Source organism: Rhizobium sp. BK661 (assembly GCF_024808825.1).
GTDB lineage: Bacteria > Pseudomonadota > Alphaproteobacteria > Rhizobiales > Rhizobiaceae > Rhizobium.
The window spans coordinates 269,864-282,618 of sequence record NZ_JANTYT010000002.1 but is presented as its reverse complement, the minus strand read 5'-3'; the positions used below and the strand labels follow the sequence as shown (position 1 = coordinate 282,618).

Below are 12,755 nucleotides of genomic sequence, written 5' to 3'. Positions count from 1 at the left end.
ATTGCTTATGCCGCCTGATTCTGTGCAATCAGTCTTAGCAAACTATCAGAATTCCCAAAGCCCCCGGACTTCACCGCACAGCGCAGACGCAAGCCATCAGCAGTCGTAACGTCAAACCACGGAATCCCCGCCTCGATTTCGCCCTTCGGCATCAGGACCCGAATTCCAAGTTCACAAAATACCGCCAGCGCCGTGTCACCGCCCCCGACCATCAGCATTTCCGGGCGCGTGGCATCTATGACTGATTTTACGCCTTTCGCGAAGCGGTCGGCAACTGCTGCTGCATCGCTGGTTATTTCACCCGTGCAACGCAGAAGCAGGGGCAAGGTAAATTGCCCTTCGCGGGGCACTGCTCCGATAGGGGCATCAATGGTCGAAGTCAGGGCGCCAGACCCTTCCAGCTTGGTCATTTGTGCTGCCGTGATCGGATCGCGAGAGCCAAAGGCAAAGATGGTCTCGGATGATGCAGCAAGCGGTTTGCGTGGTCGGTCCGTCTGCCCGATCTTTCGGGCAAAGGCAGCACCCAAGCCGCGAGCGCCGACAGCAAGCGTCGTCCTCCACTCATACTCGCCAACCAGTCGGTCAAGGTCACTGTCAGTCTCGGCGTCTCGCACGAACACTTCGCCGTCATTTGCCTTGAAGAGCTCAGCAATCGGGATGGGTTCGGCTACGCCACGACCAAAGACATGGCCATCGCGGGTCAAGCGCTGCTGGTCGGGGATGGCAGGCGCCACAACGATGGCTCCGTGACCGAAAATTTCAGCCAAGGCAGCGCTTTCGGCTGCAACATTGCCCTTGAGACGGGAGTCTATCTTCTTCAGGACAATGCCCGGCGAGGCGGCAAGAAGAGCCTTCGCCGCAGCAGTGGCTCTTCTCGCCGCTTCCTCCCCCAGGAGAGCTCGTGAAGCTGTGTTGACCACAACCACGTTGCAGCCAGTCAGAAGCGCTTCGGGAATTGCATCCACATCGATTGCGACAGCGACGGATAGACCGGCATCGACAAACGGAGTGCCCGTGTCGAGCGCGCCGGTCAAATCGTCAGCGATGATCGCGACCTCAAGCGTCATGCGTTCGTTTCCGTGTTGACCGCATGGCAGGCGACGAGATGGCCGGGCCTTGCTTCCTTCCACTCGGGGATCATCTTGCTGCAGACCTCCATGGCGATCGGGCAACGGGTATGGAAGCGGCAGCCGGTCGGTGGACTAAGCGGGCTCGGCACATCGCCCTGCAGGATCTGGCGCTTGCGAGTACGCTCCAGCTCCGGATCGGTTTCCGGAACGGCGGAGAGCAGCGCTTTGGTGTAAGGGTGCAGCGGGTTCTCGAACAGCTCCTCGCGGGTCGCAAGTTCGGCAAGGCGACCGAGATACATGACGCCGACGCGTGTGCTGATATGGCGTACGACCGCCAGATCGTGGGCGATGAACAGATAGGTCAGCCCGTATTTTTCCTGCAGGTCGAGCAGCAGGTTGATGATCTGCGCCTGAATGGAAACGTCGAGAGCGGAGATCGCCTCATCGCAGACGATGAACTTCGGCTGACACGCCAACGCCCGGGCGATAACCACGCGCTGGCGCTGACCGCCGGAAAGCTCATGCGGATAGCGCTGCGCAAAACGGGTCGGCAGCCCGACGTCGGTCAGCAGCGTCGCGATCCTGTCCTTCAGTTCCGCCTTGGTGCAAAGCTTGTGGAACAGGATCGGCTCGCCGATTGCCTCGCCGATCGTCATTCGCGGGTTGAGCGTCGAGTACGGGTCCTGGAAGACGATCTGCAGGTCGCGGCGGAACGGCCGCATCTGCTTCTCATCAAGGGTCGCGAGATCCTGCCCCTTGTAGACGACCTTGCCTGATGTCGCCTTGTAGAGGTTGAGGATGGTAAAGCCGGTTGTCGACTTGCCGCAGCCGGATTCGCCGACAAGGGAAAGCGTCTCGCCTTCCATGATATCAAGGTTGACGTTGTCAAGCGCATAAACCGTCGCCGCACGCTCGCCGAAGGCGCCGAGCTTGACGTGGAAATGCTTGACGAGGTTTTCGACCTTGAGAAGCGGTTGTGCACCCATCACGCAGCCTCCTGCACTTTCTGGACAACGAAACAGGCGGCCCGATGATTCCCGGCTCCGGCGAGCGGCTCGAGCTTTGGCACGCGCTCATGGCACACGGGTTCGGCCAACGGACAGCGTGGCGCAAACGGGCACCCCTTCGGCCGGCGACCGGGCTCTGGTGGTGTGCCGCCGATTGAAGAAAGCCGGCTTGCCGGGGCGTCGGAAAGCTTGGGAATGGAGGCCAGAAGGCCGCGCGTATAGGGATGGCTGGGACGAGAGTAGAGTTCGTCCACCGGCGCATCTTCCACAACCGTGCCGGCATAGAGGACGGCGACGCGATCGACGAGACCAGCGATCAGCGCGAGATCGTGCGTGATCCAGACGACAGACATGCCGAGCTTGGCACGCAGATCCTTCACCAGATCGACGATCTGGGCCTGGATGGTCACATCGAGCGCGGTCGTCGGTTCGTCAGCAATCAAGAGCTTCGGATTGCAGGCAAGGCCGATGGCGATCATGACGCGCTGGCGCATCCCGCCCGAAAGCTCGTGCGGATAGGCCTGCAGCCGCTCTTCCGGCCCCGGAATGCCAACGAGCCGCAGCAGTTCGACAGCCCGCTGGCGGGCCTGCGCCTTGCTCATCTTGCGGTGATAGATCAGCGGTTCGCAGATCTGGTCGCCGATGCGCATCACGGGGTTCAGCGATGTCATCGGATCCTGGAAAACGAAGCCGATGTCGCCGCCGCGGACCTTGCGCAGTTCCTTGTTGGACATCTTCTGAAGGTCGTTGCCGTCGAAGCTCGCGGAGCCCTTCGTCACCTTGATCTTGTTGGGCAGGAGCCGCATCAGGCTGAGCATGGTCAGGCTCTTGCCGCAGCCGGATTCGCCGACGACGCCGAGCGTCTCGCCCTTGTTGACGTGTAGGTCGATGCCGTCGACAACGACGGCAGGGCCATTGCGTCCGTCGATCTCGACGGTGAGACCGCGCACATCGAGTAGGCGTTCATTGGATTTGGTTGTGTTCATCACTTGCTGCCCCGCGGATTGAGTGCGTCGTTGAGGCCATCGCCGAGGAAGCTGAAAGCAACCGAGGCAAGGCCAAGAACGGCTGCCGGTGCGGCGAGGAGATGCGGATAGTGCTGCCAGACGCGCAGGCCATCCGAGATCATGTTACCCCAGCTGGGGGTCGGCGGATTGACGCCGACGCCGAGGAAGCTGAAGGCGCTCTCCAGAACCATGGCGGTGCCGAGGCCAGCACTGACGGAGACGATGAGTGGTCCGAGCGCGTTTGGCACGACGTAGCGCTTCATGATCACCCAGTTGGAGAGGCCAAGCGCCTGTGCCGCGGTGATATAGGGGCGGCTGCGGATCGACAGCACCTGAGCGCGCACGAGGCGGGCATAGGGCGGCCAGGAGATCAGCGCCATCGAGCCGAAGACGAGGAAGAAATCGACCCAAATGGTCTGGCGGTAGAATGGATTGAGGGTTGCCATGTACTGGGCCTCCATCCATTTTGCGATCGGCGTTTTCAGCGAAGCGTTGATGACGACGACGAGCAGCAGATTCGGCACCGACATGGTCACGTCAGTCAGCCACATGATGGCGCTGTCGAACGGGTTGCCGAAGAAGCCGGCGATGGCACCGAGCACGAGACCGATCGCAACCGCGATGAAGGTCACGACGATAGCAACCAGGAAGGCCGTGCGCGTTCCGAAGACGACGCGGCTGAAAACATCCCGACCTAGATCATCGGTACCGAACAGGTGGTGAAGTGACGGAACCGCGTTTCGCGCCTGCAGATCCTGCGTCAGATAGTCGTAAGGCGTCAGGTATGGACCGAAGATTGCGGTGAAACCGAGGATCAGCACGACAACCAGACCGAAAAGGGCAAGCTTGTTGCGCTTCAGACGGTACCAGGCGTCACGCCACAGGTTGACCGGCGGCTCTTCCTGCGTTGCTTCGATCGTGGAGAGAGGGATGGCGGACATGGTCAGCGGCTCCTTCTTGCATCGTTGGCGCGCGGATCAAGCAGCGGATAAAGCACATCGACCAACAGGTTCGAGGCCATGACCAGGAAGGAACCGATCAGCGTGATCGCCAGGATGACGGGATAGTCAGAATTGGTCAGCGCCTGCACCGTCAGGCGCCCGAGGCCCGGCAGGCCGAAGACGAGCTCGACGAAGATCGCCCCGTTGACGATCGTGATCATGATCAGGCCGAGCTGAGTGACGACAGGCGTCAGCACCGGGCGCAGGATGTGGCGCAAAGCGACGACGATCTCAGGCACGCCCTTGGCGCGGGCCGTCCGGACGAAATCCTCGGACAGGACTTCGATGACCGCAGCGCGCGTCTGGCGAACGATCAGTGCGATCGGCTGGAACGACAATACGAGCAGCGGCAAGAGGATGCGCACGTCGAACACGCCGCCCCAGCCATAAGGCACCTTGATCATCGGCAGCAGCACGATGAGCGCGACCATCAGCAACGGACCGGCGACATAGGCAGGGATCGCCCAGAGAAAGAGCGCGCTGCCCAGGATCGTGTAGTCGAGTCGCGTGTTCTGGTTGAGTGCCGCGATCATGCCGAGCGGAATGGCGACGACAGCGGTCAGAATGATGGAACAGAGCGCGAGTTGGAAGGAAACCGGTGCCGCAGCCGAAACCATGGCCCAGACCGAACGGCCCGAAGTCAGCGAATTGCCGAACTGGCCATGCAGAAGATTCCAGATGTAAAAGCCGAACTGCTCGATGAACGGCTTGTTGAGGCCGGCGCTCTCGCGGATGGCTTCGATGCGCTGTGGGTTATAGGCAACATCGCCGGGTGCGCGCAGAAAGATCAACTTGATCGGATCGCCGGCGCCGTAGAAAGCCAGCGCGTAGACGGCCAGCATGACGATCAGCACGGACGGAATCCAGATGGCAAACCGGGTTAGCACGTAGCGTAACAAGGTCATCTCCCACCGGTTGGCAGACACCTTTCCGCATCAAGGCGGACATGCGATGTCTTCTTGAAACTTGCGCGAAGGCCCTGCGGTCTTCGCGCGGTTGCTAATTTGCCAGAAGGCTATCTATTCGGGACGTTCGACAGCTCAGCCGACGGAAATGTCCCAGGGCGCGACGACCTGCCAGTCGAGGTTCTTTTCCATGCCCTTGACCTCCTTGGTGGCCCAGCGCGACATCGCCTGAGAATACCACGGAATGAACGCCCAATCCTCGCGGAACGCCTTCTGCGCATCTTGGGCGAGCTTGACGCGTTGCGGATCGTCGGCGGCCTTCGTGGCCGCTTCCGCAAGGGCCGCGTCGACCTTCTCGTTCTTGTATCCGCCAAGCTTGTTCTGCGCGTTCGATGAGGTCGAAGCGATGCAGCCCGCAAGATAGGAAACGGCGTCCGGAACACGCGTGCCGACGTCGTCACGGAAGATCTGTACCGCGTTCTGGTCCGGACCTGCGTAGGAGTCCTGCTGCGGCTTCATGTCGACGGCGGTGATGCCGAGATTCTGGCGCCACTGCTCGGCAATGAACTGGGCCGCAGCTTCGATGGCCGGCGCGGAAATGCCGACGAACAAGATCTTCGGCAGACGCTCGGGGCCGCCATAGCTCGACTCGGCGAGCAGCTTCTTGGCGGCTGCCGGATCGTACGGATAGGGCTCGAAGCCGGAATTGTCGGCGCCGGGCACGGAATTGAGGATCTGATCCGCCTTCTTGTGCGGTCCATCCGGGTAGGAAGCCTTGAAGAGACCGTCGCGGTCGATCGCCATGATCAGCGCCTGGCGAACCTTGGGGTCGTCCATCGGGGCACGAGTGACGTTGAACCAGAAGTGCTGGCTGGTCGGGATCAGCGGGCCGGAGGAGAATTCCGGACCGAGGTCCTGGATAATGGTGGAGGTCACGAGCTCGGTGTGAGCGTTGAACTCGCCCGAATTGATCAGCGAGGTCGCGGTGACGTTGTCTTCCACCGACGTGATTTCGATGCGCGCCAGCTTCGGCTTCGGCCCGAAGAAATTCTCGTTCGGTTCGAAGACCAGCTTGCCGGCGTCGATGTCGAGGCTGGTCAGCTTGAACGGGCCGGAGAAAACGGGCTTGCTGTCAGGCTTGTACCAATCGGCAACTTCCTCGCCGTCACTGCCGCGCGACTGCGCCGCCTTGGTGATGGGAGCAATGTGGTTGGCAAGGCGCATGAAGAAGATCGGGTCGACTTCCGTCAGGGTGACGACAACCGTGCCTTCATCAGGCGTTGCAACGCCCGTCAGTTCGTTGCCGGAACCGCCGCTGATTTCCTTATAGCCCTGAACCTTGCTCAGCACTTGGTCGGCGCGCTGGCTCTTCGTGTTGGGCATGGAAGCAACTTCCCAGGAGCCCTTGACATCAGCCGAGGTGATCTTGCTGCCGTCGGAGAAGACGGCCTTGGGGTCGATCTTGAAGGTCCAGACCTTGTTGTCAGGCGAGTCCCAGCTGGTGAAGACATATGGCTTGATCTTGCCTTCGCTATCGAAATACATCGGCGAAGCCCACCAGATCGAGTTCCAGCGGAACGGGCGTCCGCCGCCGCGCAGCGGTGACCAGTCTTGGTCGAACGCCGGATGCGCGGCCTTGAGAACCTGTCCCTCATCGGCGAACACGATCCGGGCGTTCATCCCGAATACGGTGAGGCCAACGCCAGCGGCGAGGCCGAGCTTCAAAGCCTCGCGGCGTGACATCTGCGTTCCCTGCGCAGATTTCCCTTCATTGCGGTCAGTCATAGTGTCCTCCCATGGCAAAATTGATGGCGTCTCCACTTTCCACTCTATCCCGAAAGTGCATCACGACATGGCGCAGACACTCGCTCGATAATGTAAATATGTCAACTAAAATTAATCCATGCCTCGAGCTTGAGGAAGATCTAAAATATTTTATTTCGCGTTTTCAGTTAGTTACAAATATCACAAGCCGCTGTCGCATATTGTCATATTGACAACATCTGCTGTGAGGAAGATGAAAACCGCATCTCGCGGGCTCGAGTTCCCGCCTTGGCCGCCAGCTGTGCGGCGTTCATCCGAGGAGGACGATATGAACGATTACAAGATTTCAGGCGTATTCAGCGCGGCGGCGACCCCGCTCAATGCGGACGGCAGCCCGGACCTGGACCTTTTCACCGAGCACTGCCAACGCTTGTTGCGGGAAGGATGTCACGGCGTAGCGCTGCTTGGCACGACCGGTGAGGCGAATTCCTTCTCCTCCGGCGAGCGTCGGTCGATCCTTGAGGCAGCCCTCAAGGCAGGCGTGCCCGCCGACAAGCTGCTTCCCGGTACTGGTGTCGTTGCCATTCCGGAAACGGTGGAGTTGACCAAGCATGCGCTCTCTCTTGGCGTGACAAAGGTCGTGATGCTGCCGCCCTTCTATTATAAAGGCGTATCCGACGACGGGTTGTTTGCTGCCTATTCGCAGGTTTTGGAAAAGATCGGCGATGTCAGGCTGCAGGTCATTCTCTATCATATCCCGCAAGTCTCAGGCGTTCCGCTTTCGATCCCGTTGATCGGCAGGCTGATCGAAGCATTCCCGAACACGGTCGTCGGAATCAAGGAATCCGCAGGTGATTTCAATAACATGCAGGCGATCATCGCCGCTTATCCGGGCTTTTCCGTGCTGGCCGGAGCTGATCCACTGCTCTTGCCGCTCCTGAAGGCGGGAGGTGCGGGCTGCATCACGGCAACCTCCAACCTCGTCGCGGACTCGCTGCGCACCGTATACGACAAGGTCCACGATGAGGCGTGTGCCGGCGAGGTCGAGATTGCCCAAGCTCGCATCAATGCCTATCGAACGCTCTCTAACTCCTATGTCCAGATTCCGACGATCAAGGCAATGGTGGGTCTCAAGACCGGTAACGCAGCCTGGCGGCGGACCCGTGCGCCGTTGATGCCAATCAGCGACGCCGACTATGCGGCGCTTTCCGAAGCCTATGCCAAGCTGCCGTGAGGGATGGAACATGAGCTTTACAGGTTTGCCGCCCGAGGCGGTTCCGGCGTTGATGACCGGAGACATCGCCGAGCAGTCCGCCGAGAAGGGTCGCGCTGAAGCGTATCTACCCTCTCCCTGTATCCAGAATCACGCGGCCAATCTCGCATTTCTGCCAGATGGAACCCTGACTTGCGTTTGGTTCGGAGGCACGATGGAGGGAATGGGTGATATCTCCATTTACATGTCGCGACTGGCGACGGGAGCGGCGGGCTGGTCGCAGCCGGAGAAGATGTCGGACGATCCGGCGAAATCCGAACAAAATCCTTTAGTTTTCAATGCGCCAGACGGAAAAGTCTGGTTACTTTATACCTCGCAGACCTCGGGCAACCAGGACGGCTCGATTGTAAAATGTCGTATCTCGGAGGATGGCGGAAAAACCTTCGGAGAGGTGCGCGTTCTCTGTGATATTCCGGGCACGTTCGTGCGCCAGCCGATCATCGTCAATCGCACTGGCACCTGGCTGTTGCCGGTCTTTCGCTGCATTGGATTGCCCGGAGAACGCTGGACGGGAGACGTCGATACGGCGGGCGTGCTGATCTCGCGCGACGCGGGCAAAAGCTGGGTCATGACGGAGGTCCCGGATAGTATCGGCGCGGTTCACATGAATATCGTGCCGATCGACGGCGACAACCTTGTGGCCTTCTATCGCAATCGATTTGCCGAATCGGTCTTGTCCAGCCGCTCGAGTGATGGCGGCGCACATTGGAGCGCGCCTCGGCCGATTGATCTGCCGAACAACAACTCGTCGATCCAGGCGACGCGACTGGAAAACGGCATGATCGCAATGGTTTACAACCATTCCAATGCCTCGACCTCGGATGCTCGGCGCCAGTCGCTTTACGATGAGATCGAAGGCGACGAGGGGACAAAGGTGGCGCCGGTGCAAACAAGCGAGCGACGCAAGGCCGTCTGGGGCGTCCCTCGCGCGCCGCTCAGCCTTGCCCTCTCCGGTGATGGCGGCGTGAGCTTTCCCCGACGTGTCGATCTTGATACCGGTGACGGATATTGCTTGAGCAACAATTCGAAAGACTCGGTGAACCGTGAGTTTTCCTACCCCTCGATTATTCAAGGAGCGGATGGCGTGGTGCATGTCGCCTACACTTATTATCGCCGTGCCATAAAATACGTGCGGCTTTCCGCCGATGCGATAGCGTAACACCTTCATAGGTTGTCAGTTGTGAATTTCCTCGATCCGATTCCACTTCTTGACGGAAGAAGTGGGTCGGATCGCGCGCTCATTTAACAACTTCCCGTTTTCTTATGGCCATTCGGCTCCAACTCCACCTCAATGACCTCAATTTCAGGCTATTGTCATTTTTATTTGCAAAATCAACGATCTGGACGCAAAATTTGGATGGATTGGCGTGCGATGTGATTGGCAAAAGCACGATTTCCTCGTCGCGGGCGATCTGACTGCTTGCCAAATGCAGTAGCTTTGTATAACAAATTTACATCTTATGCGACGGAGATAAGTCGCCAGCACTTGCACGGAGGAGTGGTCCAGTGGTCAGCTTGGATTCGCCTATCACAATCGTCCGGCCGCACCTGATCGAGTTCGGCGTCGGCACGGCAGAGCGGCTCGGCAAGTGGGCCAACGAGAAAGGCTACAGCAGGATTCTCGTTATCTCCGACGCCTTCAACGCGACGCGCGTCGATACGCTTGCCCTCAAGGGCGACGTCACGGTGTTTGCCGATGTAACCCCAGAGCCGGATACTGCCAATCTCGACAAGGTGTTGGCCGTGGCAAATGCAGCAGACGCCCAACTGGTGGTTGGCTTCGGCGGCGGCAGTGCCATGGACCTTGCCAAGCTTGCCGCAGTGCTTGCCGGTTCCTCGCAGACATTGCATGAAGTTGTCGGGCCGAACAAAGTCAGGGGGCCGCGCCGCGTTGCGCTAGCTCAGGTGCCGACGACATCAGGCACCGGCAGCGAGGCCGGCATCAGGGCCCTCGTCACCGACCCCACGACGATGGCCAAGCTTGCCGTCGAGAGCATGCACATGCTGGCCGATATCGCGGTTGTCGATCCGGCGCTGACCTTCAGCGTGCCTGCGCGCACGACCGCGGCAACCGGGGTCGACGCGATGGCGCACTGTGTCGAGGCTTTCACCAATCGCAAGGCGCATCCGATGATCGACCTTTATGCGATCGAAGGAACGCGGCTGGTCGGCAAGTATCTTGCTCGCGCCGTTCAGGATGGCTCCGACGCCGAGGCGCGTGCCGGCCTGGCGCTTGCCTCCCTGTATGGCGGCTTCTGTCTCGGCCCGGTCAATACCGCTGGTGGTCACGCTCTCGCCTATCCGCTCGGTACGCGTTGGCATGTGGCGCACGGCGCGGCAAATGCGCTGATCTTCCCTCATGTGCTCGCCTTCAATACGCCGGCGGTGCCTGAGAAGACCAATATCATCATGGAAGCATTGGGTCGCCAGACTTCAGGCCATATCGAATCTGTTTTCGATGCCGCCTATTCCTTTTGCGCCGAACTCGGGATTGAAATGAAACTCTCTGGCCTCGACGTGCCGGAAAGTGATCTGGATGCGATGGCTGACGATGCCTTTGCGATCCGTCGCCTGCTGGACAACAACCCGCGCGACCTGTCGCGCGCCGATATCCGCTCGATCTACCAAGCCGCTTTTTGAGGCCGCTTTCATTCAAAGAGGACCGTGAGTGATGGACAGGAATGCGAAAGTTGCCGTGACGCTCGGCGATCCGGCCGGTGTCGGCCCCGAGGTGATTGTCAAGGCGCTTGCCACGATGCCGGAGCAGGAGCGTCGCGATTTCGTCATCGTCGGCAACACGGAAGCGCTCGAGCGCGCCAATCGCGCCGCCGCAACCGGGCTTTCCTTCGCGCCGGCGGATGCAGCTGGCGCGGGCAAGATTGCCGTCGACGAGGTCGAGCTTGGTGCGCCGCTGCCTGAGATCGGCAAGGTCAGTCCAGTCGCGGGTGACGCGTCGGTGCGCTACATCAGCCGTGCCGTCGATCTTGCGATGTCAGGCAACGCCGATGTCATCGTTACCGCGCCGATCAATAAGGAAGCGATGAATCTCGCCGGCCATCACTATGACGGCCACACCGGCCTGCTGGCGCATCTCACCGGTTCGAAGAGCTCGTTCATGCTGCTCGCTTCGGAGCGGCTGAACACCATCCACGTTTCTACCCATATCTCGCTGAAGGGCGCTATCGAACGCGCCAAGACCGAGCGCGTTCTCGCAACGATCGAGGCGGGGCACAATCATTTCATGCGCCTTGGCAGAAAGGCGCGGATCGCGGTTGCCGGTCTCAACCCGCACTGCGGCGAGAACGGCCTGTTCGGCACCGAGGATAGTGAATTCCTCGCGCCTGCCGTCGAACTGGCGCAGGCGAAGGGCATCGATGTCGTTGGTCCGATCTCGGCCGACACGGTCTTTGCGCGTGCCTATAATGGTGCCTTCGATCTTGTTATCGCGCAGTATCACGACCAGGGCCATATTCCGATCAAGCTCATCGCATTCGACACGGCGGTCAACGTCTCACTCGGCTTGCCGATCGATCGCGTGTCCGTCGACCACGGCACGGCCTTCGATATTGCCGGCACGGGCAAGGCAAACCACGTGAATATGCTTTCAGCCATCGCCTATGCGCGGTTGATGGCGCGGTCTCCACGCCGGCGGGCGGCTTAGCGCGTCGGTTCTTGCGGGGTTGTTGGCCGTGCCGTGGTGTGCCGCCTGCTGCTTTGCTCGCTGGAGGAGTTGAGCGAATGGAAAAGACTGTTGTCATTCTTGGTGGCGAATTGGCGCCCGAAGGCCGGGCGCTTTTGGAAAATGCCGGAGTACGCGTCATCTCCACGCCGCCCTACATCGACCGGCAGGCCGTCATTGAGGTTATGAAAGCCCACAAGCCGGATGCAGTCATCGTGCGTCTGCTCGCCGACTTGCTTGGGGCTGAGGAAATGCAGGCGGGGGGAAGGCTCCGACACATCGCCAAGCACGGGGTCGGAACGAACGACATCGACGTGAAGGCGGCCGCAGCGCTCGGCACCCCCGTGTCGATGACGACGGGAAGTAACGGACACTCGGTCGCCGAGCATGCGCTCGCGCTGATCATGGCGCTCGTCAAGGACTTGCCGCGCCAGGACAGGCTCATCCGGGACGGTATTTGGGACAAGAACCAATATAACGGGCGCGAGTTGCGCGGCCAGCGGCTTGGTCTTGTCGGGTTTGGCTTCATCGGCCAGACGCTCGCCCGTATGGCGGGCGCCATCGGCATGATCGTCTCGGCCTTCGATCCACATACGCCCGGTCACGCGTTTCACGATGGGGTCACCCGCGAAACCGACCTGGATACACTCATTGCGAACTCCGACATTGTCAGCCTCCACTGTCCGTTGACGCCGGAGACACAAAACCTCATCGATGCTCGTCGCATCAGGCTGATGAAGCGGGGCGCGCTATTGATCAACACGGCGCGAGGCGAAGTGGTCGACGAGAAGGCATTGATTTCCGCGCTTGAAGATGGGCACCTCGCCGGGGCCGGTTTGGACAGTTTCGCCGTCGAGCCGCCCGGCATCGACAATCCCTTATTCCGACTGCCGAACACGCTGGTGACCCCGCACGTCGCCGGCGTCACCCTCGACGCGAAACGCGCCGTGTCGATCATGTCTGCCGAGAACGTGCTTGCGGCGTTCGATGGCAAGACATTGGAACCCCGCTTTCTCGCGCGCTGACCGGCTCGCTGCCGCCAAATGATG

At 60.3% G+C, this 12,755-nt stretch carries 11 protein-coding genes; 5 read left to right on the top strand and 6 right to left on the bottom strand.

Annotation, left to right across the window (positions count from 1 at the left end; translation table 11 throughout):
• Positions 1–5: 5 nt before the first annotated feature.
• The 6 genes from FHX16_RS07695 to FHX16_RS07670 form a co-directional block, all read right to left on the bottom strand.
• Complete coding sequence (locus FHX16_RS07695) at positions 6–1,067, bottom strand: four-carbon acid sugar kinase family protein (protein ID WP_183863774.1); 1,062 nt, start codon at positions 1,065–1,067, stop codon at positions 6–8.
• Entirely contained in the window at positions 1,064–2,056 is a 993-nt protein-coding gene (locus tag FHX16_RS07690) for an ABC transporter ATP-binding protein (protein WP_183863773.1), read from the bottom strand. Before FHX16_RS07690 ends, FHX16_RS07695 begins: the two co-directional genes overlap by 4 nt.
• Positions 2,056–3,063 carry an ABC transporter ATP-binding protein gene (locus tag FHX16_RS07685; protein ID WP_183863772.1) on the bottom strand — a complete coding sequence of 336 codons (1,008 nt, stop codon included), beginning with the start codon at positions 3,061–3,063 and terminating at the stop codon, positions 2,056–2,058. Before FHX16_RS07685 ends, FHX16_RS07690 begins: the two co-directional genes overlap by 1 nt.
• Positions 3,063–4,025, bottom strand: a complete 963-nt coding sequence (locus FHX16_RS07680; protein WP_016556690.1) for an ABC transporter permease — start codon at positions 4,023–4,025, stop codon at positions 3,063–3,065. The genes FHX16_RS07685 and FHX16_RS07680 overlap by 1 nt, the downstream gene beginning before the upstream one ends.
• A gap of 2 nt (positions 4,026–4,027) precedes the next feature.
• Complete coding sequence (locus FHX16_RS07675; protein WP_183755109.1) at positions 4,028–4,984, bottom strand: ABC transporter permease; 957 nt, start codon at positions 4,982–4,984, stop codon at positions 4,028–4,030.
• Between the two features lie 141 nt (positions 4,985–5,125).
• On the bottom strand, positions 5,126–6,775 hold the full coding sequence (locus FHX16_RS07670; protein WP_183755110.1) for an ABC transporter substrate-binding protein: 1,650 nt from the start codon (positions 6,773–6,775) through the stop codon (positions 5,126–5,128).
• A 307-nt stretch (positions 6,776–7,082) separates the two neighbouring features.
• Between FHX16_RS07670 and FHX16_RS07665 the strand changes: the two genes are divergently transcribed.
• The 5 genes from FHX16_RS07665 (at position 7,083) to FHX16_RS07645 (ending at position 12,731) form a co-directional block, all read left to right on the top strand.
• Complete coding sequence (locus FHX16_RS07665) at positions 7,083–7,988, top strand: dihydrodipicolinate synthase family protein (RefSeq protein ID WP_183863771.1); 906 nt, start codon at positions 7,083–7,085, stop codon at positions 7,986–7,988.
• 10 nt (positions 7,989–7,998) lie between these two features.
• Positions 7,999–9,186 carry an exo-alpha-sialidase gene (locus tag FHX16_RS07660; protein ID WP_183863770.1) on the top strand — a complete coding sequence of 396 codons (1,188 nt, stop codon included), beginning with the start codon at positions 7,999–8,001 and terminating at the stop codon, positions 9,184–9,186.
• Between the two features lie 347 nt (positions 9,187–9,533).
• Positions 9,534–10,667 (top strand): iron-containing alcohol dehydrogenase, encoded by a 1,134-nt coding sequence (locus FHX16_RS07655; protein WP_183863769.1) that lies wholly within the window; start codon positions 9,534–9,536, stop codon positions 10,665–10,667.
• 31 nt (positions 10,668–10,698) lie between these two features.
• Complete coding sequence (pdxA, locus tag FHX16_RS07650; protein ID WP_183863768.1) at positions 10,699–11,688, top strand: 4-hydroxythreonine-4-phosphate dehydrogenase PdxA; 990 nt, start codon at positions 10,699–10,701, stop codon at positions 11,686–11,688.
• A 77-nt stretch (positions 11,689–11,765) separates the two neighbouring features.
• Positions 11,766–12,731, top strand: coding sequence for a hydroxyacid dehydrogenase (locus FHX16_RS07645; RefSeq protein WP_183863767.1), 966 nt, complete (start codon positions 11,766–11,768; stop codon positions 12,729–12,731).
• Positions 12,732–12,755: the final 24 nt, after the last annotated feature.